Raw genomic sequence first — 18,473 nt, 5'->3', positions numbered from 1 at the left:
GCACGCAGTCCACCACAGGCACCGATTCCGACCGCCGGGGCACCGTCTCCGACGACGGGTCGAAGAAGTCGAAGGAGAAGCCGGCCGCCGCCGGCTCCTCCTCCCAGCGCCCCGCGCACGCGGGCGCGAACGCTGAGAACCGGTCGACGAAGCCCGGCCTCGGCGCGAAGAAGGATCGATCGCGCGACTCCCCAGAACGACGCGATTGATGATGGCCGGATCCCCCAATCCGGCCCTTCCCAGCCCCCGGCGTCCCCCAGCGCCGGGGGCTTCTTCGTGCAGGCGAGATCATTCCCAGCGGTAGCCGGCGCCGCGCACCGTGATGATGTGGTCGGGGCCGAGCTTGCCCCGCAGGTAGCGGACGTACACGTCGACGACGTTCGAGCCGGGGTCGAAGTCCAGACCCCACACGCGGCTGAGCAGCAGCTCGCGGCTGAGCACGCGACCGGGGTTGCGCAGGAACTGCTCGGCGAGGGCGAACTCGCGTGCCGACAGGTCCACGTCGCGCCCGCCGACGGTGGCCCGGCGGGCGAGGATGTCGAGCATCACATCGCCGTGGGAGACCGCCACCCCGACCTGCGGAGTGGACTCGCGCAGCCGCGAGCGGACGCGGGCGAGCAGCTCCTCGAAGGTGAACGGCTTCGGCATGTAGTCGTTGGCTCCGGCATCCAGTCCCTCGACGGTGTCGCGCGTGCTGGAGCGTGCCGTCAGCATGATGACCGGAACCACCGAACCCCGGGCGCGCAGTTCGCGCAGCACCTCGAAGCCGTCCATCGTCGGAAGGCCGACGTCGAGGAGAACGAGGTCGGCGTCACCGCGCAAGGCGACGGCGAGGGCTTCGGCGCCGTCCTCCACGAGCACGGTCTCGTAGCCGGCCGCTTCGAGACCGCGGCTCACGAACGAGGCGATGCGCGGCTCGTCCTCGACGATCAGGATCCTGGTCATGCCGATGTCTCCCGCTGAAGGACGTCGCCCGCGCGCACGGGTGCCGGAAGCTCGGCAGCGGTGGGCGGAACATGGATCGTGAACGTTGCGCCGCCCCCGGGGGTGTCGCTCACTGTGCAGGAGCCGCGGTGGCCCTTCGCGATCGCGTCGACGATCGCGAGGCCGAGGCCGGAGCCGCCGACGGTGCGCTTGCCCTGCGCGCGATCGAAGCGTCGGAAGATGCGGTGGCGGGCGGCCGGCGGGATGCCCGGGCCGTGGTCGCGCACCCACACAAGGCCGCCGTCGGCATCGAACGAGCTGCCGATCTCGATCGGCGATCCCGATGGCGTGTACTTCGCGGCGTTGTCGGCGAGCTGCAGCCACGCCTGCAGCAGCCGGTCCTGGTCGCCGTGCACGATGCCCTCTGCTTCGCTCTCCACGATCCAGGTGTGGCCGGGGATCACCGCCACGAGCTCGCCGACGCGCGCCGTGAGCGCCGCGAGGTCGACGTCACCCATGAGGTACGAGTCGCCCTCCGCCGCGGCGAGCAGGTCGATGTCCTCGACGAGCCGCGCGAGCCGGTCGAGTTCGGCGATGCCGATCTCGCGGGCGGATGCCGCGTCGCCCGCGTCGCCCGGATCCATCAGCTCGAGGTGACCGCGCACGATCGTGATCGGGGTCTTGAGCTCGTGGCGCACGTCGTCGAGCAGCTGGCGCTGCACGTCGACCGAGCCCTCGATGCGGTCGAGCATGGAGTTCACGGTGCGCGACAGGTCGGAGATGTCGTCGTTGCCCTGCGTGTCGAGGCGTGCCGAGAGGTCGGTGATCGTGATGGCATCGGCGGTCTCGCGCATGTGGCGGATCGGCGAGAGGAGCCGGCCGGTGACGAACCAGCCCACGACGCCGATGGCCGCGAGCACGACGAGCGCCGCGATCACGTACGTCGCCATCGCCGCGGTCACGGGCTCGAGCTCGTCGCCCAGGTTGACGGCCCGCACGTACACGCCCGCACGGTCGTCGCCGTCCATCCGGACCGGGATCGCGATGTAGCGGAGCGACCCCTCGTCGGTCACGGCGGTGCCCATCTTCATGCCGCCGGCCGCGGTCTCCTCCACGACGCGATCGATGAGCTCCTGGTCCTGGGAGATGTCGAATCCCGACAGCGTCGCGGGCTTGAACCGCGCCGCTCCGTCGATGATGGCGACGGATGCCTCGTTCCTGCCCGGCACGAGCCGCGAGACGGCCGCGTACAGGAAGTCCTCGACGTCGCGGAACTCCCGGATGTCGATCGCCTCGCTCGCCGTCGTCGCTCCGCCCTCGGTCGCGGCGGGCTCCTCGGCCGGTGCGGCGACGGTCTGCAGGGTCGAGATCTGCATCTTCAGCCGCTGACCGACTTCGTCGACGACGCGTTCGCGCTGCACGAGGAACGTGACGCTCCCGACGACGGCGAGACCCACGCACGCCACGGCGAGGATCGCGGCGAGGATCCTCACGCGGGCCGGGATCGGCCGGGGAGTCGAGGGGGTCACCCCCTGATTATCGCGCTCCGCGGCCTTCCGCGGCACGGGACGGAAGATCAGCCCGGGTGCGTCATCGACAGGAGGTCGAGCTTCTCGTCGAGCTGCTCCAGCGTCAGCTCGCCGCGCTCGACGTACCCCAGGTCGATGACGGCTTCGCGCACCGTGATGCCGTTGGCGACCGAGTGCTTGGCGATCTTCGCCGCAGCCTCGTAGCCGATGAGCTTGTTGAGCGGCGTCACGATCGACGGCGACATGCCGGCGTAGGCGGCCGCGCGCGCGACATTCGCCTCGAGCCCGTCGATGGTCTTGTCGGCGAGCAGGCGCGCCGCATTGGCGAGCAGGCTGATCGACTCGAGCACGGCGGTGCCCATGACCGGGATCGCGACGTTGAGCTCGAACGAACCGGATGCGCCCGCCCACGCCACGGTCGCGTCGTTGCCGATGACCCGCGCGCACACCATGAGGGTCGCCTCGGGCACGACCGGGTTCACCTTGCCCGGCATGATCGACGATCCGGGCTGCAGGTCGGGGATGTGGAGTTCTCCGAGGCCCGTGTTGGGGCCGGATCCCATCCACCGGATGTCGTTGTTGATCTTGGTCAGCGACACGGCGACCGTGCGCAGGGCGCCGGATGCCTCGACCAGCCCGTCACGGTTCGCCTGGGCCTCGAAATGGTCCTTCGCCTCGGTGATCGGCAGCTCGGTGTCGGAGACGATGAGCTCGATGACCTTCTGCGGGAAGCCGAGCGGGGTGTTGATGCCGGTGCCGACGGCCGTGCCGCCGAGCGGCACCTCGGCGACGCGGGGGAGGACGGCCTGCACACGCTCGATGCCGAGGCGCATCTGCCGCGCGTAGCCGCCGAACTCCTGGCCGAGGGTGACCGGGGTGGCGTCCATCAGGTGCGTGCGACCGGACTTGACCACGCTGCTCCATGCCTCGGCCTTGGCCTCGAGGGCGACGGCGAGGTGGTCGAGGGCGGGGATGAGGTCGTCGATGAGCTCCTGGGTGACGGCGATGTGCACCGAGGTGGGGAACACGTCGTTCGACGACTGCGAGGCGTTGACGTGGTCGTTCGGGTGCACGGTCTGCCCGAGGTCCTGCGTCGCGAGGGTCGCGAGCACCTCGTTCATGTTCATGTTCGACGACGTGCCGCTGCCGGTCTGGTAGACGTCGATGGGGAACTGATCGGCGAACTCCCCGCCGATGATGCGGTCGGCGGCCCGGGCGATCGCATCGGCGACGGCGCCGTCGAGCGTGCCGAGCTCCTTGTTGGCCAGCGCGGCGGCCTTCTTGATCCGGGCGAGCGCCACGATCTGAGCGGGCTCGAGCGGGTCGCCCGAGATGGGGAAGTTCTCGACGGCGCGCTGGGTCTGCGCGGCGTACAGGGCGTCCTTCGGGACGCGCACCTCACCCATGGTGTCGTGCTCGATGCGGTATTCGGTGTCGGTCACTTCGTCGTTCCTCCGTTGGTGCGAGTGAAGAGTGTCAGGATTCGTCGGCCACGTCGCCGACGAGGATGTCGGGGATTGCCGTGCCTTCGGCCAGCCGGTAGTTCGCGCCGACGATCGCGAGGCGGCCCTCGGCCACGGCGTCGCTGATCAGCTCGGACGAGTGGAGCAGTTCGCCCACGGTGTCGCGCAGGTGCTCCCGGCCGACCTGCTCGGGGTCGATCGTCACCGGGGGCACGCCGTCGACGGTGCTCTGCCGCACGACGCGACGGACAGCGGGGACGATGGGCGCGATCTGCCGCCAGATGTGGGCGGGCAGGGACGGGGCATCCGCTTTCGTACTGTCGATCGCCGCACCCACCGCACCGCACTCGTCGTGGCCCAGCACGACGATGAGCGGCACCTCGAGGACGGCGACGGCGTACTCGAGACTGCCGACGACCGAGTCCGAGATCACCTGACCGGCGTTGCGGACCACGAACAGATCGCCGAGGCCCTTGTCGAAGATGATCTCGGCCGCGAGGCGCGAATCGGAACAGCCGAAGAGGGCCGCGCGCGGTCGCTGTCCGGCGGCGAGGTCGTGGCGTCGCTCGACGTCCTGCCGGGGGTGGCGCGGTTCGCCCGCGACGAAGCGCGCATTGCCGCGCTGCATCTCGTGCCACACCTTGCGGGGGGACGGGTGCTCGCTCACTCTGTCTCCTTCTGCAGCTCGCGCACCTCGGGCGCGACCGCGGCCGCGGCCTCCTCGAGGATCGCCTCGTCTGCCTTGCCGTAGATGAGGATCGTGTCGCCGGCGGCCTGCGTGGACAGGGCGACAGAGATGTTGCCCGCCCGTGACGGGTCGTCGATCGCGTATCGTTCCCACGTCACGCCGCCGACGGAGAGCGTGCCGTCGGGGCTCGCGCCGGCGATCATGCGCGCCGGCCAGCCGGGGTCGGCGTCGAACCCCTGGGCGACACGCAGGAACCACGTCTCGTCGGCATAGACGATCGTCCACGCGCGTGGGCCGTCGCCCTCGATCGTCGCGGCGTTGACCGTCCAGTCGGATGGGGCGTCGGGGGCGATGAGCGGTCGGCCCTCGGCCGCCTCGTAGCCGGCGGCGACGGCGGCCACGTCGATGGGCTCGCGTGCCGGCGGCTGACCGCGGGGCACGGCGAAGACGATGACGATCACGACCGCGACGATGACGATGAGCGCGGCGATGAGGTTGCGGGTGTTCTGGCTCTCGCGGTGCACCTTCGACGACTCGGCCTTGCGCGCGGCCGTCTCGTCGGGCGTCTCGGGGCGGCCGAGTTCGGCGACGATGCGGGGGGACTTCGCCATCACGCCCCCTCCGCCGTGGACTGAGCGGAAGAGCGTGCGGCGTCGAGGCGTCGCTTGGCGCCCAGGAGCCACTCGTCGCAGCGTGCCGCGAGGGCCTCGCCGCGCTCCCAGAGCGCGAGCGAGTGCTCGAGGGTCGGGGCGCCCTGCTCGAGCTCGGCCACGACGCGCACGAGCTCGTCGCGGGCCTGCTCGAACGAGAGGGTGGCGACGTCGGACGCGGCTCCGCTCGACTCGGTCATGGTCTCCATCTTAGTTCGGCGCCGGGGCGTCGCCTGCGGGCGCGGGCTCGGCGCCGAGGCCCGTGGATTCGGCGATCTCACCCTCCGAGAGCGCGGCGAAGGACCCGCGTCCGACGGTGACGACGACCGGGGTCGACGACGGCGCCTGGGCGGCGTCGCGCACGATGGTCCCGTCGGCGAGGTGGGCGATGGCATACCCGCGCGCGAGGGTCGACGCGGGGGACAGCGCGCGCAGCGTCGCCCGCAGCTCGGCGGTGCGGCGGGCGTGGGCCTCGAGCGCGCGCTCGACGCGGTCGCGTCCTCGCGCGGCGAGCAGCTCCACCTCCTGCGCGCGCGAGGCGACCATCGCCTCCGGTGCGCGCAGCGCGGGGCGCGACCGCAGCTGCTCGAGCTGCGCGATGTCGTGGGTCACGCGCTGCGTGAGGCGTGACGTCAGCCGCGCCCGCAGCTGGGCGACGAGTGCGCGCTGCTCCGCGACATCCGGCACGACGCGCTTGGCGGCATCGGTCGGCGTCGAGGCGCGCAGATCGGCCACGTCGTCGAGGAGGGGACGGTCGTTCTCGTGGCCGATGGCGCTCACCACGGGGGTGGATGCCGCGGCGACCGCCCGGAGGAGCCGCTCGTCGCTGAACCCGAGGAGGGTCTGGGGGTCGCCGCCGCCGCGCGCGATGATGATGACGTCGACGTCGGGCGCGGCGTCGAGGGCCTTGAGCGCCGCGATCGTCTCGGGCACGCAGCGCTCGCCCTGCGAGGCGGCGTACTTCGTGCGGAAGCGCACCTGCGGCCAGCGCAGCTCGGCGTTGCGGTGGACGTCCTTCTCGGCATCCGAGTTCTCGCCCGTGATGAGGCCGATGGTCTGCGGCAGGAAGGGGAGCGGCTTGCGGCGCGCGGGATCGAACAGGCCCTCGGCGCGCAGCTGCGCGCGCAGCCTCTCGAGGCGCTCCAGCTGATCGCCGAGCCCGACGTGGCGCATCGCCGACACACTGAAGGTGAAGTCGCCGGACTTGGCGAAGAAGTCCGCCTTGACGCACACGATGACGTGGTCGCCGACCTTCAGGTCGGCGGGCAGGCGCTCGCGCGTGGACGACCAGATGCGGAACGAGATCGTCGCGTCGGCCCCGTTGTCCTTGAGCCTTCCGAAGACGTTCCCGCCGCGGAGGTTCCACGACGTGATCTCGCCCTCGACCCAGACCGAGCCCCACGTCTGGATGAAGCCGCGGATCGTCTCGTTGAGCCGCGACACCGACGTCGGAGCCTGCGGAGTCGAGTCCTTCGGGCGCACCGAGTCGGGCGGCGGCGCCTCGCCCGCGACGGGCTCGGGCTGGAAGGTCGTCATGCGGTCCTCTCGTGCGCCGGTGGGGTGCCTGCTCGGCCCGCGCACAGGGGCCGCCCGTAGAATCGAGGGGTGAGCACCAGCACCTTGGGAAGCAGTCCTGTGAGCATGCCCGTTCCCCGCGTCCCGCGGCGGCGCGAACGCCTCCAGGATATCCCCGTGCAGGGACAGAAGCGGGTGCTGCTGGCCTCGCCCCGCGGCTACTGCGCGGGCGTCGACCGCGCGGTGATCGCCGTCGAGAAGGCGCTCGAACGCTACGGCGCACCCGTGTACGTGCGCAAGCAGATCGTCCACAACATCCACGTCGTGACCGAGCTCGAGGCCAAGGGGGCGATCTTCGTCGAGGAGGTCGACGAGGTGCCCGAGGGCGCTCACGTCGTGTTCAGCGCGCACGGGGTGTCGCCGGCGGTCGTGAACGCGGCATCCGATCGGGGTCTGCTCGCCATCGACGCGACCTGCCCCCTCGTCACGAAGGTGCACCGCGAGGCGGTGCGGTTCGCGCGCGACGACTTCGAGATCCTGCTCATCGGCCACGAGGGTCACGAAGAGGTCGAGGGCACGGCGGGCGAGGCGCCCGATCACGTCACGATCGTGAACTCGCCCGACGAGGCCGACCGCATCGAGGTCAAGGATCCGTCCAAGGTCGTGTGGCTGTCGCAGACGACGCTGTCGGTCGACGAGACCATGGAGACCGTCCGCCGCCTGCGCGAGCGGTTCCCGCAGCTGCAGGACCCGCCTTCGGACGACATCTGCTACGCGACGCAGAACCGGCAGGTGGCGATCAAGAAGGTCGCCAGGGACGCCGACCTCGTCATCGTCGTCGGCTCGGCGAACTCCTCCAACAGCGTGCGCCTGGTCGAGGTCGCGCTCGAGTACGGCGCCAAGGCCGCGTACCGCGTGGACTACGCCGATGAGGTCGAGCAGGCCTGGCTCGAGGGCGTCGAGACGGTGGGCGTGACGAGCGGCGCGTCGGTGCCGGACGTGCTCGTGCAGCAGGTGCTCGAAGACCTCGCCGGCGCCGGGTACCGCGACGTCGAGGAGGTCCGCACCGCCGAGGAGGACCTCCAGTTCTCGCTGCCGAAGGAATTGCGGACGGATGCCGCGGGCAAGCGCGACGAGCGCGCCCTCGGTGGCCGGAGCCGCGCGTGACCGACGCAGGCGGCGCTCCGGGGGCGCCCGACCCGCGCCCCCGGCCGCAGTTCGGTGAGTACGCCACGCCCGAGGAGCAGCGGGCGCGCATCAAGCAGCCCGATGCCGCTCTCGTGTACGAGCCGGCTCCCGTCGTCGAGTCCGCGGCCGCCGCGGCGGCGCCGGCGGTCCCCGCTCCCGCGCGCGCGGGGACGGCCGCGGCGCCCCGCCCCCGCGCGATCGACCGCATCGTCACGTTCGCGCTTCTGGCCTACGGTCTCGTCAACGTCGTCTCCTCCTTCCCGGCGCTCGTCGACTTCTCGGCCTACGCCCAGACGATGTTCGACCTCTTGGGCGTGGACGCCACCCTCTCCGACCCCGCGGCGGGCCGGCCATGGGGCATCGCCGCCGCGATCGTGCTGGCCGTCGGCTGGCTGCTCACCGCCGCCGTGTCCTGGATGAGCATGCGCCGCGGTCGCCTGTCGTTCTGGATCCCGATCGTCGGCGGTGTCGTGTTCACCTTCGCCTCGGCGATGCTCATGCTCGTGCCGCTCGCGAACGACCCCGCCGTCTGGCAGGCGCTGGTCGACAGCATCCGCTGATCTCGCCGCGGCGGGCGGATGAGCGCCATACTCGGGACACCGAGAGCGTTCACGTGAACTCGCGGGGCCTGCGCCTCGTGTGTCCAGCGGGAGGTGCGCGATGCCCCGCGATCGAGTCGATCGCACGACGACCGACGCCGAGCGTCTGGCCGCCCTCTACGACGCGCACGCGGCGCCCATCTGGCGATACGTCGTGCACCTCACGGGTGATCGCGCCGGCGCTGACGACATCGTGCAGGAGACGCTGCTGCGCGCGTGGCGCACCCCGCGCATCCTCGAGCAGGATCCCGAGAGCACGCGGTCGTGGATGTTCACGGTCGCCCGGCACCTCGTCATCGACGACGTCCGCAGTGCGCGGCGACGCCGTGAGGTCGGCGTGGCCGAAGTGCCCGACCGCGTGACCGCCGACGCGACGGACGCGCTGTTCGAGGCGATCCTCATCGAGGAGGCGCTCGCCGCGCTGTCGGCCGATCACCGCGCCGTCGTGATCCGCGCGTACTTCGGGGCGCTGACGATCGCCGAGATGGCGGATGAGCTGGAGATCCCCGAGGGAACCGTCAAGTCGCGCCTGCACTACGGGCTGCGTGCTCTGCGCCTCGCACTCCAGGAGAAGGGGGTGACGCGATGAATCCCGATCACGCGCACTTCGCGGAATGGGACGCCGCCTACGTCCTCGGATCGCTCAGCCCCGGAGACCGGCGCGCCTTCGAGGAGCACCTCGCGACGTGCGAACCGTGCCGCGCCGCCCTCGCCGACATCGCGCCGACCCTCGGGCTGCTCGCGCGCGTCCGCGCCGACCGCGCGCAGTCGATGCTCGCGGGCTCCGTCCAGGGCGAGGGACCGGATGCCTCGCGCCGGGCTCGCATCGTCGAGCTCGGCGCCCGAGAGTCCCGGCGCCGCCGGCGGGGATGGTGGGCGGGAGGGCTGGCCGCCGCCGCCGTCCTCGTCGTCGCGGTCGTGCTCGCGGTGACGACCGCCATCGCACCGGCGCTGCGCGGCATCCAGGTGGTGGCGCTCGAGCCTCTGGCCGATCTGCCCATCACCGCCACCGTCGAGCTGTCCGACGCCGCGTGGGGCACCCGCATCGAGATGATCTGCCGCTACACCGAGCCCGCGACGGGGGACGGCTCGGACGAGGGCTGGCCGTACGCCCTCGTCGTGACCGGGGTCGACGGCACGACGAGCGAGGTGTCGAGCTGGCGGGCCTACCCGGGATCGACCGCGCGCCTCAGTGCCGGCACGTCGCTCGACGCCGACGAGATCGCGGCGGTCGAGATCCGCTCGGTCCGCTCGGGAAAGGTGCTGCTGCGCACGGAGGTCGCCCCGTCGACGGAGTGAGCCGGGACGGCTCGGACGACGGATGCCTCGGCCCTGCCCGCGAGGGGGCGGGCCGAGGCATCCGCTCTGCGTGTGCGCCGGTGCTCAGGCGCCGAGGCTCTTGCCGGCCGAGCCGAGCTGCTGGGTGGCCTCGACGACTCGGGCGGCCATCGCCGACTCGGCGAGCTTGCCCCACGCGCGCGGGTCGTAGGCCTTCTTGTTGCCCACCTCGCCGTCGACCTTCAGCACGCCGTCGTAGTTGGTGAACATGAACCCGGCGACCGAGCGCGTGAAGGCGTACTGGGTGTCGGTGTCGATGTTCATCTTCACGACGCCGTTGGCGACGGCCTGGGCGATCTCGGCGTCGGTCGACCCGCTGCCGCCGTGGAAGACCAGGTCGAGGGGCTTGGGGCCGGTCCCGAACTTCGCCGCGATGCCCTCCTGGATCTCGCCGAGGAGCTCGGGCTTGAGCTTGACGTTGCCCGGCTTGTAGACGCCGTGGACGTTGCCGAACGTGAGCGCGGCGATCCAGCGGCCCTGGTCGCCGAGGCCGAGAGCCTCGACCACCTGGGAGACGTCGGCGGTGGTCGTGTAGAGGGCGTCGTTCGAGCCCTCGTGCTGCACGCCGTCCTCCTCGCCGCCTACGACGCCGATCTCGACCTCGAGGATCGCGTTGATCGCCTTCATGCGGGGGAGGATCTGCTGCGCGATCTCGATGTTCTCGGCGAGCGGCACGGCCGAGCCGTCCCACATGTGCGACTGGAAGATGGGGTTGCCGCCGTCGGCGACGACCTGCTCGGACGCCTTGATGAGCGGGAGCACGAAGTCCTCGAGCGCGGGCTTCGGGCAGTGGTCGGTGTGCAGGGCCACCGTGATGGGGTAGCTCTTGGCGACCTCGTGCACGTAGGCGGCGAAGGCGAGGGCGCCGGTCGCGCGGGCCTTGACGGTGTGGCCGGCGAAGTAGTCGGCGCCACCCGTGGTGACCTGCAGGATGCCGTCCGAGCCGGCTTCGGTCAGGCCCTGGAGGACAGCGTTGACCGACTGCGAGCTGGCGGCGTTGATCGCGGGATACGCGAAGCCACCGGCCTTCGCGCGGTCCAGCATGTCGGCGTACTGCTCGGGGGTGGCGACGGGCATGAGTGCTCCTTGCGTCTCTGGGGGCTTCCCTCTCGACTTTAGCGCCGGCGGGTGCGGAGAGCGGATGCCGGCGGCCTGCGTGACTGGTGGTGTGCGGTGTTCTGAGTCTCTGGGAAAGAATCGCGTTTCCTTCGTGCTCGCGGGCCGTAAACTCTGCGGATTGCGAGGGCATGCTGGCTACGCTGGCCCCATGGTGAGTCTGACCGCTGACATGAGCCCGCTCCACCCCGATCGCAACCTCGCACTCGAACTCGTGCGCGCCACCGAGGCCGCCGCGATCCGCGCCGTCCCCTTCATCGGCCGAGGTGCGAAGGAGGAGGCGGACGGGGCGGCCGTCGATGCGATGCGCGCGTTCTTCACCACAGTGAACTTCGACGGCACGATCGTCATCGGCGAGGGCGAGAAGGACGAAGCGCCCATGCTGTACAACGGCGAGAAGGTGGGCAGCGGCCGAGGGCCGAAGGCCGATGTCGCGGTGGATCCCATCGACGGGACGTCCCTGACGGCCGCGGGGCGCAACAACGCGCTCTCGGTGATCGCGGTCTCCGAACAGGGGACCATGCTCGATGCGTCGAGCGTGTTCTACATGGACAAGCTCGTGACCGGTCCCGCCGGCGTCGGCGTCGTCGACATCCGCCTGCCGATCGGCGAGAACATCCGCAGGCTGGCCAAGGCGCTCGGGAAGCCCGTCGACGAGATCGTCGTCTCGGTGCTGCATCGTCCGCGCCACGACCAGCTCATCGAGGACATCCGCGCGGCCGGCGCGGGGACGCGCCTCATGAGCGACGGCGACGTCGCCGGCGGCATCAACGCCGCGCGCCACAACGCGCGGACAGACATGTGCGTCGGCATCGGCGGGAGCCCGGAGGGCATCGTGACCGCGTGCGCGATCAAGGCGCTCGGCGGACACATCCAGGGGCGCCTGTGGGCGCGCGACGACGACGAGAAGCAGCGGGGCATCGACGCGGGACTCCGCCTCGACGACCACGTCTACGAGGCCGATGATCTCGTGAAGGGGAGCAACACGATCTTCGTGGCGACGGGCGTGACCGACGGCCAGCTCGTCGCCGGCGTTCGTCGTGAAGGGGGCTACCTGTACACCGAGAGCGTCGTGCTGCGCGGAGCGTCGGGGACGCTGCGCCGCATCTCGTCGGAGCACCTCGTGTCGAAGTGGCTGTAGCGCGCCGAGGTCTTGTCAAGGGGTCGCGCCACATTGGCGACTCGTGTGACTCCTGTGACTCGTGAGGTTGTTGTGACTCGATCGTGACTCGTCGCGAGTCGATCTCTGGCAGAATCGGACGCGGGTCGACGGCGACTCGTGTTCTCTGATGCGAGGGAGTTTCGATGTCCGGACAGCTCGGCGGTTCGTCGCCGCAGACTGGCGCGCATGCCGTCGTCGCCAACGCGGTCGTCGCCAACACCGCCGATCCGGCGCGTCGCCCTGACGTCCTGCTGCGCGTCCGGCGCGACGAGGGCCACGAGATCAGCGCGTGGTGGATGGTGGGCGCATTCGTCGGCGTTTCCGCCGCGGTCATCGCTCTCCTGAGCTTCGTCCCCGGCGGCGCCTGAGCTTTCGTTTCGGCGGCGCTCGAGCTTCGTGCCGTCAATCGGCGGGTGCGATCCGCGAGCGCAGCTCGCCGAGGTCGGCGGTCGCCGTGTGCGCGTCGCTCGCCGTGCCCGCGCCGCCGGGGCTCGGCTCCGACGCGGACGCCCGTGCGCCATCGAGGCTCAGCGTCTCGTCGAGGAACTCCGGTGCAGTGAGCCGCCGAGGCGCCTTCTCGATCGTGGCGGGCGCGTTCACCGCATCGAGCTTGGTGGCGTCGATGCCCGGGAAGCGTCGGGCGCTCACGAGCACGCGGGACTCGAGCGAGCCGGCGAAGCGGTTGTAGCTGTCGACGGTCCGCTCGATGGCGCGGCGCAGATCGTCGGCGTGGCCGGCGAGGGAGCCCAGGCGTTCGTAGAGCTGGTTGCCGAGGTCGAAGAGCGTGCGCGCCTCGGCTGCGACATCCTGCTGCGTCCAGGCGTAGGCGACCGTCTTCAGCACCGCCCACAGGTTGACGGGGGAGGCGAGCGCGACGCGCTTGCCGAACGCATAGTCGAGCAGTGACGGGTCTTCTTCGAGCGCCGCCGCGAGGAGCGACTCGCTCGGCACGAAGCAGACCACGAACTCGGGGCTGGACGGCAGACCCGACCAGTACGCCTTCTTGGCGAGCGCGTCGACGTGCGCGCGGACGGCGCGTACGTGCTTGTCGAGCAGGCTGCGCCGACGGGCCGCGTCGGCGCCCTGCGCGGTCAGCGGGATCGCGCTGGCCTCCAGGTAGGCGTCGAGCGGAACCTTGGCATCGACGGCGATCGCCTTCTCGCCGGGGAGGCGGATCACCATGTCGGGGCGGCCGGCACCGGCATCTGATCGGATCGATGTCTGCAGGTCGAAGTCGACGTATCGCGTGAGTCCGGCCGCCTCCACGACGCGCCGCAGCTGCGTCTCGCCCCACACGCCGCGGGTGGATCCGGATCGCAGAGCGCTCGCGAGCGACTCGGTCGTCGCCCGCAGCGCCTCGTCGGACTCGTGCGCCCGGCGGAGCTGCTCGGCGAGCGTGCCGAACTGCGTGTGCCGGTCGCGCTCGAGTTCGCCCACCTTGGCCTGCATGGCGGTCAGCGTCTCGTGCACCGGCGCGAGGGCGCGCAGCACCGACTGCTCGCGGCGCTCGCGCTCTTCGCGGGAGGCCTGGTCGAGACGCGCCTGCGCGGCGAGCTCGCGGTAGAGCACCTGCTGGTGGTCGAGCTGCGCCTGTACGCCGTGCCGCGTGGCCGTCTCGGCGGCGAGCCGGGAGCGGAGCTCGGCCTGCTCGCGCGCGGCGCGCGCTGCTGCGCGGGCGAGCCCCGCGGTGAAACCGGCGAGGGCGCCGACCAGGAGGGCGGCCAGGGCGATCACCGAGATGAGAACTGCGTCCATGGGTTCATGGTGACGGGTGCCGCCGACATCGAGGCCCCGGGAGCGCCGAGCCGGCAGACCGGCGCAGCAGCAACAGCGCGCGGGCGCGGGTGCCTCAGGCGACCGCGAACGAGACCGCGGGCGCCTCGGTCACGGCGATCTGCGAGACCTTCACGCCGCAGTACTCGGCGAGCAGGCCGATGTCGTCCGCGGCGACGCGACGCGCGGCGTCGATCATCACGTGCGCGCACGCGAGGGCGTCGGCCGTGGCGTTGTGATGGGCGAACTCGGCGAAGCCGGCCTCGGCGGCGACGAAGGGCAGACGGTACGACTCGAGCTGGTACACCCTTCGCGCCACCTGCAGGCTGCACGCGTAGCGGTACGGCGGGCACTCGTCGCCGGTCGCCTCGCACGCGCGCTTGATGACCGCCATGTCGAATCCCGCGTTGTGGGCCACCAGCACGTCGCCGCCGATGAAGGCGTCCATCGCGGCGAGCTGGCCCGTCCAGGTCGCCGCGCCGATGACGTCGGCCGCGACGATGCCGTGGATGCGGGTGTTCAGCTCGAAGAACCGGTCATGGCCGGCCGGAGGCTGGATCAGCCATCCCGTCTGCGCCACGACCTCGCCGCCGCGCACCTTCACCATGCCCACCGCGCACGCGGACGCGTTGCTGGAGTTCGCCGTCTCGAAGTCGATCGCGGTGAAGTCCAATGCCACGTGCACAGATTCACCCGGAGCCACAGGCACCGCGAGCAGGCGCGCCGCGGACGCGTCGCATCGGGGCGCGAGACGCCCGCGCCGCCGCGGTCCTAGGCTCGGAGCATGTCCAGCCGCGAGGAGATGTCCCGGTCGTTCGGCGCAGCCGCCGGCGCATACGAGTCGGGCAGGCCCGAGTACCCGGGCGCCGCCGTCGAATGGATGCTCGAGCCGGTCCGCCGCGAAGGGCGCGCGCTGCGCGTGGCCGACGTCGGCGCCGGCACGGGCAAGCTCACGCGTGCGATCGTCGAGAGCGGTGCCGACGTCGTCGCGATCGACCCCGACGCCGGCATGCTGGCCTCCCTGCGCGAGAACGTGCACGGCGTCCCCACCTTTGTCGGAACGGCGGAGCGGATGCCGCTGCCCGACGCCTCCGTCGACGCGCTGCTGCTCGGCCAGGCGTGGCACTGGGTGGATCCGCCCGTCGCGGCCGCCGAGTGCGGTCGCGTGGTGCGCTCCGGCGGGGTGCTGGGGCTGATCTGGAACGTGCGCGACGAATCCGACGCGTTCGTGCGGGGTCTCACTGCGATCATGCATCCGAGCAGCGCCGAGCAGATGATCGCCGACGGCGGTCCGACCGTGGCTGCGCCGTTCGGTCCGCTGGAGAAGCGGACGTGGGGCTGGACGCGCACGATGACCAGGAACGCCCTCCTCGACATGGTCGCCTCGCGCAGTTACGTCATCACCGCCGAGCCCGGCGAGCGGGAGCGCGTCATGACCGAGATCGCCGCACTCTTCGACGGGGCGAGCCGTCAGAACGACGACGGTCTCCCGGTGGTGGAGCTGCCGTACCGGACCGAGGCCTTCCGCGGCATCCGGGCATAGCGCGCACGCGCGGACCGGGTTAGCGTGACCGGATGCGCACGCTCACGGTCTGCAACTTCGTCACCGTCGACGGCAGGTACGAAGACGACGACCATGACATCGCATCGTTCTTCGAGCACCAGCATCCCGACTATCACGGCGCCGACAGCTTCGACCACTACACGACCGGACTGCTGCGGGACTCGAGCACGCTCGTGCTCTCGGGTCGGCGCTCGGCAACCTGGGCTACTGGACGGGCGTGCGGGTCGATCCGGCCGCGACCCCGATCCGCCGCGAGTTCGCCGAGCTGATCCTCGGGGTCGAGAAGCTCGTGGTGTCGGACACCATCACGGCCGAGGACCTCGCACCGTACGACAATGTGCGCATCGTGCGCATCGCCGACGCGCGGCGCGAGATCGCCGCGCTCAAGGCCGCGGAGGGCGGCGGCATCCTGATCCTGCTCGGGCGGGTGCTGTGGAACGACCTCATGCACGCGGGGCTCGTCGACGAGCTGCATCTCGTGACCTTCCCGCTGATCGCAGGATCCGGCGTGCCGCTGTTCGACGCCCGGCCGCCCGTGGCGCTCAAGCTGCTCGGCACGCACGCCTGGGAGGACTCGGGGAACGTCCTCATGAGGTGGCGCGTCGACGCCGCGGCGAGGACGCGGTGAAGGCCGTCTGCTTCGATCTCGACGGCACGCTGCTGCGCGACGATCGCTGCAGCGGGGCAAGCCGGCCACGGTCGCGGTCCACGTCGGCGACAACCAGCTCGCCGACGTCGGCGGAGCACGCAACGCGGGGCTCACGGCGGTGTGGGTCGATCGCCACGGCGGGGACGCGGCATCCGATCCCCATCACGTCGTGCCCGATCTGCGCGGCCTGGTTCCCCTGCTCTGAGAGGGCGGCCGCCCCCACGTAGACTTGACGCCCGTGGCTCTCACCATCGGAATCGTCGGACTGCCCAACGTCGGCAAGTCCACCCTCTTCAACGCCCTGACCAAGAACCAGGTTCTCGCGGCGAACTACCCGTTCGCGACGATCGAGCCGAACGTCGGGGTCGTGAACCTTCCCGACCCGCGCCTCGACACGCTCGCGGAGATCTTCCACAGCGAGCGCATCCTGCCCGCGGCGGTCTCGTTCGTCGACATCGCCGGCATCGTGCGCGGCGCATCCGAAGGTGAGGGGCTGGGCAACAAGTTCCTCGCGAACATCCGCGAGGCCGACGCCATCGCGCAGGTGGTCCGCGGCTTCGCCGACGACGACGTCGTGCACGTCGAGGGCGCGGTGAACCCGCAGAACGACATGGAGACGATCAACGCCGAGCTGCAGCTCGCCGACCTCGAGACGCTCGAGAAGGCGATCACGCGGTACGAGAAGGAGGTCAAGGGCAAGAAGCTCGACCCTTCGGTGCTCGCCGCGGCCGTCGAGGCGCGCGACGCGCTGCAGCGCGGAGAGCTGCTGTCGGCCTCGGGCATCGACCTCTCGCCGATCAAGGAGCTCGGTCTCCTGACGGCGAAGCCCTTCATCTTCGTCTTCAACGTCGACGAGGCGGTGCTGACGGATGCCTCGCGCAGGGCGGCGCTCGAAGCCCTCGTCGCCCCCGCCAAGGCGGTTTTCCTCGATGCCAAGATCGAGTCCGAGCTGATCGACCTCGACCCCGAGGACGCCGCGGAGCTGCTCGCCTCCACCGGGCAGGACGAGTCGGGCCTGGACCAGCTCGCGCGCATCGGCTTCGACACCCTCGGCCTGCAGACCTACCTCACGGCGGGTCCGAAGGAGGCCCGGGCGTGGACGATCGGCAAGGGATGGAAGGCGCCGCAGGCGGCCGGCGTGATCCACACCGACTTCGAGAAGGGCTTCATCAAGGCCGAGGTCATCTCGTTCGACGATCTCGTGGCGACCGGCTCGGTCGTCGAGGCGCGCTCCAAGGGAAAGGCGCGCCTCGAGGGCAAGGACTACGTCATGCAGGACGGCGACGTCGTCGAGTTCCGCTTCAACGTCTGAGCGCGAGAGGAATCCCAGCGTCATGACCGACACCCAGATCTTCGAGCCCGACGGCCGCGCGATCCCCTTCGTCGACGAGGGCGACGGCCCGGTCAAGCTCGTGCTGATCCCCGAGCCCGGTGAGGGTCGCGACGCGCTCGCCGTCGTCGCGCACTACCTCGCCGAGGAGGCGGGCTTCCACGTCGTCCGCATCGGATATCGCCCCGGCGGCGACCCGCTGTCGCTCGCCGACCGCGCCGCCGACGTCATCGCCGTCATCGACAGCCTCGGTTTCGACCACACCTGGATCGGCGGACACGGGTTCGGCGGAACCGTCGCCCGTACGATCGTGGCGGATCATCACGACCGCGCGAACGGCCTGCTGCTCCTGGGCGTGGAGGACGAGGACATCGCGCTCGCGCCGGCGATCCCCGTGCTCATCGTCCAGGGCGCGGACGACCAGATGAACGACGCCGCGAACGGGGTCGCGCTGCAGGCGACCGCGCCCGAGCGCGCCAGTCTCAAGACGCTCGACGGAGCGGGTCACCTCTTCCCGCTGACCCACGTGTTCGACACCGCGGTGGCCGTCGAGGAGTACCTCGACTGGGACTGACCCACCCCTCTCGGTGCCCTGCGTCATCGCCCTTGACGCTTCTTGTACGGCTTGGGCTGCCCCTTGACCGCCGGCGCACGGCCCTTTCCCTTCGACGCCTTGGCCTTGCCGCCCGCCGGAACGACGGGCTTGGCCGCCGGGGCGGGCGCGGCGGAGATCCGCCGCCGCGCCTCGTCGAGCAGCAGCGAGCCCGCGGGCGTGAGAGTCCAGCCGCCTCTGCTGCGCGTGAACAGCGGATGCCCCGTGTCGGCCTCGAGCCTGTCGATCGACGAATGGAGCGAGGCGAGTGGGATGCCGAGCGCCTCGGCGGCGCGCGGCACATGGAGGCCGGCATCGACGACGGCGACGAATCGCTGGAGCTGAGTGATGTTCACGAGGGCCTCCCGGGCGGGCGCGTGGTCGCGCGCTCCA

The 18,473-nt window shown here is 71.1% G+C and carries 24 protein-coding genes; 13 read left to right on the top strand and 11 right to left on the bottom strand.

The window, feature by feature from the left end:
• Positions 1-209, top strand: a 209-nt coding sequence (locus OB08_RS04695; protein ID WP_461472621.1) for a hypothetical protein, incomplete at its 5' end; no start/stop codon positions are given.
• Between the two features lie 79 nt (positions 210-288).
• Here OB08_RS04695 and OB08_RS04690 read toward each other — a convergent pair.
• Genes OB08_RS04690 through xseA form a run of 7 tightly spaced genes read right to left on the bottom strand, consistent with a single transcriptional unit; the run spans position 289 to position 6,790 of the window.
• Complete coding sequence (locus tag OB08_RS04690) at positions 289-945, bottom strand: response regulator transcription factor (protein WP_461472619.1); 657 nt, start codon at positions 943-945, stop codon at positions 289-291.
• Positions 942-2,453, bottom strand: a complete 1,512-nt coding sequence (locus OB08_RS04685; protein WP_461472617.1) for a sensor histidine kinase — start codon at positions 2,451-2,453, stop codon at positions 942-944. Before OB08_RS04685 ends, OB08_RS04690 begins: the two co-directional genes overlap by 4 nt.
• 47 nt (positions 2,454-2,500) lie before the next feature.
• The gene (locus tag OB08_RS04680; protein WP_461472615.1) at positions 2,501-3,895 is read right to left on the bottom strand and encodes a class II fumarate hydratase; all 1,395 of its coding nucleotides are present in this window, start codon (positions 3,893-3,895) and stop codon (positions 2,501-2,503) included.
• A 34-nt stretch (positions 3,896-3,929) separates the two neighbouring features.
• Entirely contained in the window at positions 3,930-4,544 is a 615-nt protein-coding gene (locus OB08_RS04675; RefSeq protein ID WP_461472631.1) for a carbonic anhydrase, read from the bottom strand.
• A 35-nt stretch (positions 4,545-4,579) separates the two neighbouring features.
• Positions 4,580-5,215: a DUF4245 family protein gene (locus OB08_RS04670; RefSeq protein ID WP_461472613.1), complete on the bottom strand. Its 636-nt coding sequence runs from the start codon at positions 5,213-5,215 to the stop codon at positions 4,580-4,582.
• A complete protein-coding gene (locus OB08_RS04665; protein ID WP_461472611.1) occupies positions 5,215-5,463 on the bottom strand; it encodes an exodeoxyribonuclease VII small subunit in 249 nt (82 codons plus the stop codon). The genes OB08_RS04670 and OB08_RS04665 overlap by 1 nt, the downstream gene beginning before the upstream one ends.
• A 1-nt stretch (position 5,464) precedes the next feature.
• Positions 5,465-6,790 (bottom strand): exodeoxyribonuclease VII large subunit, encoded by a 1,326-nt coding sequence (gene xseA / locus OB08_RS04660; protein ID WP_461472609.1) that lies wholly within the window; start codon positions 6,788-6,790, stop codon positions 5,465-5,467.
• A gap of 105 nt (positions 6,791-6,895) precedes the next feature.
• Between xseA and OB08_RS04655 the strand changes: the two genes are divergently transcribed.
• From OB08_RS04655 to OB08_RS04640, 4 genes are all read left to right on the top strand, one after another.
• Entirely contained in the window at positions 6,896-7,936 is a 1,041-nt protein-coding gene (locus OB08_RS04655) for a 4-hydroxy-3-methylbut-2-enyl diphosphate reductase (protein WP_461472629.1), read from the top strand.
• Positions 7,933-8,517: a DUF6264 family protein gene (locus tag OB08_RS04650; RefSeq protein ID WP_461472607.1), complete on the top strand. Its 585-nt coding sequence runs from the start codon at positions 7,933-7,935 to the stop codon at positions 8,515-8,517. Before OB08_RS04655 ends, OB08_RS04650 begins: the two co-directional genes overlap by 4 nt.
• A 100-nt stretch (positions 8,518-8,617) precedes the next feature.
• Positions 8,618-9,145, top strand: a complete 528-nt coding sequence (locus OB08_RS04645) for a sigma-70 family RNA polymerase sigma factor (RefSeq protein WP_461472605.1) — start codon at positions 8,618-8,620, stop codon at positions 9,143-9,145.
• Positions 9,142-9,855 carry a zf-HC2 domain-containing protein gene (locus OB08_RS04640; RefSeq protein WP_461472603.1) on the top strand — a complete coding sequence of 238 codons (714 nt, stop codon included), beginning with the start codon at positions 9,142-9,144 and terminating at the stop codon, positions 9,853-9,855. The genes OB08_RS04645 and OB08_RS04640 overlap by 4 nt, the downstream gene beginning before the upstream one ends.
• 84 nt (positions 9,856-9,939) lie before the next feature.
• Here OB08_RS04640 and fbaA read toward each other — a convergent pair whose 3' ends face one another.
• Entirely contained in the window at positions 9,940-10,971 is a 1,032-nt protein-coding gene (gene fbaA, locus OB08_RS04635; protein WP_461472601.1) for a class II fructose-bisphosphate aldolase, read from the bottom strand.
• Between the two features lie 190 nt (positions 10,972-11,161).
• On the opposite strand from fbaA, the gene glpX reads away from it, so the two are divergent.
• Entirely contained in the window at positions 11,162-12,151 is a 990-nt protein-coding gene (gene glpX / locus OB08_RS04630; RefSeq protein WP_461472599.1) for a class II fructose-bisphosphatase, read from the top strand.
• A 164-nt stretch (positions 12,152-12,315) separates the two neighbouring features.
• Complete coding sequence (locus OB08_RS04625) at positions 12,316-12,540, top strand: UDP-N-acetylmuramyl pentapeptide phosphotransferase (protein ID WP_461472597.1); 225 nt, start codon at positions 12,316-12,318, stop codon at positions 12,538-12,540.
• Positions 12,541-12,574: 34 nt separating this feature from the next.
• On the opposite strand, the gene OB08_RS04620 is transcribed toward OB08_RS04625, so the two are convergent.
• Positions 12,575-13,927, bottom strand: a complete 1,353-nt coding sequence (locus tag OB08_RS04620; RefSeq protein ID WP_461472595.1) for a DNA recombination protein RmuC — start codon at positions 13,925-13,927, stop codon at positions 12,575-12,577.
• A 94-nt stretch (positions 13,928-14,021) separates the two neighbouring features.
• Positions 14,022-14,624, bottom strand: coding sequence for an exonuclease domain-containing protein (locus OB08_RS04615; protein ID WP_461472593.1), 603 nt, complete (start codon positions 14,622-14,624; stop codon positions 14,022-14,024).
• Between the two features lie 105 nt (positions 14,625-14,729).
• Here OB08_RS04615 and OB08_RS04610 point away from each other — a divergent pair, with 105 nt between their 5' ends.
• Genes OB08_RS04610 through OB08_RS04585 form a run of 6 tightly spaced genes read left to right on the top strand, consistent with a single transcriptional unit; the run spans position 14,730 to position 18,062 of the window.
• Positions 14,730-15,488: a class I SAM-dependent methyltransferase gene (locus tag OB08_RS04610; protein WP_461472591.1), complete on the top strand. Its 759-nt coding sequence runs from the start codon at positions 14,730-14,732 to the stop codon at positions 15,486-15,488.
• Between the two features lie 32 nt (positions 15,489-15,520).
• On the top strand, positions 15,521-15,778 hold the full coding sequence (locus tag OB08_RS04605) for a hypothetical protein (protein ID WP_461472589.1): 258 nt from the start codon (positions 15,521-15,523) through the stop codon (positions 15,776-15,778).
• Positions 15,727-16,137 carry a dihydrofolate reductase family protein gene (locus OB08_RS04600; protein WP_461472587.1) on the top strand — a complete coding sequence of 137 codons (411 nt, stop codon included), beginning with the start codon at positions 15,727-15,729 and terminating at the stop codon, positions 16,135-16,137. The genes OB08_RS04605 and OB08_RS04600 overlap by 52 nt, the downstream gene beginning before the upstream one ends.
• A gap of 7 nt (positions 16,138-16,144) precedes the next feature.
• The gene (locus OB08_RS04595) at positions 16,145-16,363 is read left to right on the top strand and encodes an HAD family hydrolase (protein ID WP_461472627.1); all 219 of its coding nucleotides are present in this window, start codon (positions 16,145-16,147) and stop codon (positions 16,361-16,363) included.
• A 33-nt stretch (positions 16,364-16,396) separates the two neighbouring features.
• The gene (gene ychF / locus OB08_RS04590; RefSeq protein WP_461472585.1) at positions 16,397-17,470 is read left to right on the top strand and encodes a redox-regulated ATPase YchF; all 1,074 of its coding nucleotides are present in this window, start codon (positions 16,397-16,399) and stop codon (positions 17,468-17,470) included.
• 22 nt (positions 17,471-17,492) lie between these two features.
• Entirely contained in the window at positions 17,493-18,062 is a 570-nt protein-coding gene (locus tag OB08_RS04585) for an alpha/beta fold hydrolase (protein ID WP_461472583.1), read from the top strand.
• A 23-nt stretch (positions 18,063-18,085) separates the two neighbouring features.
• Here OB08_RS04585 and OB08_RS04580 read toward each other — a convergent pair whose 3' ends face one another.
• Positions 18,086-18,436: a LysR family transcriptional regulator gene (locus OB08_RS04580; RefSeq protein ID WP_461472581.1), complete on the bottom strand. Its 351-nt coding sequence runs from the start codon at positions 18,434-18,436 to the stop codon at positions 18,086-18,088.
• Between the last annotated feature and the right edge of the window lie 37 nt (positions 18,437-18,473).

This window comes from Microbacterium sp. HJ5 (assembly GCF_054824025.1).
This window is presented reverse-complemented; position numbering and strand designations above follow the sequence as displayed.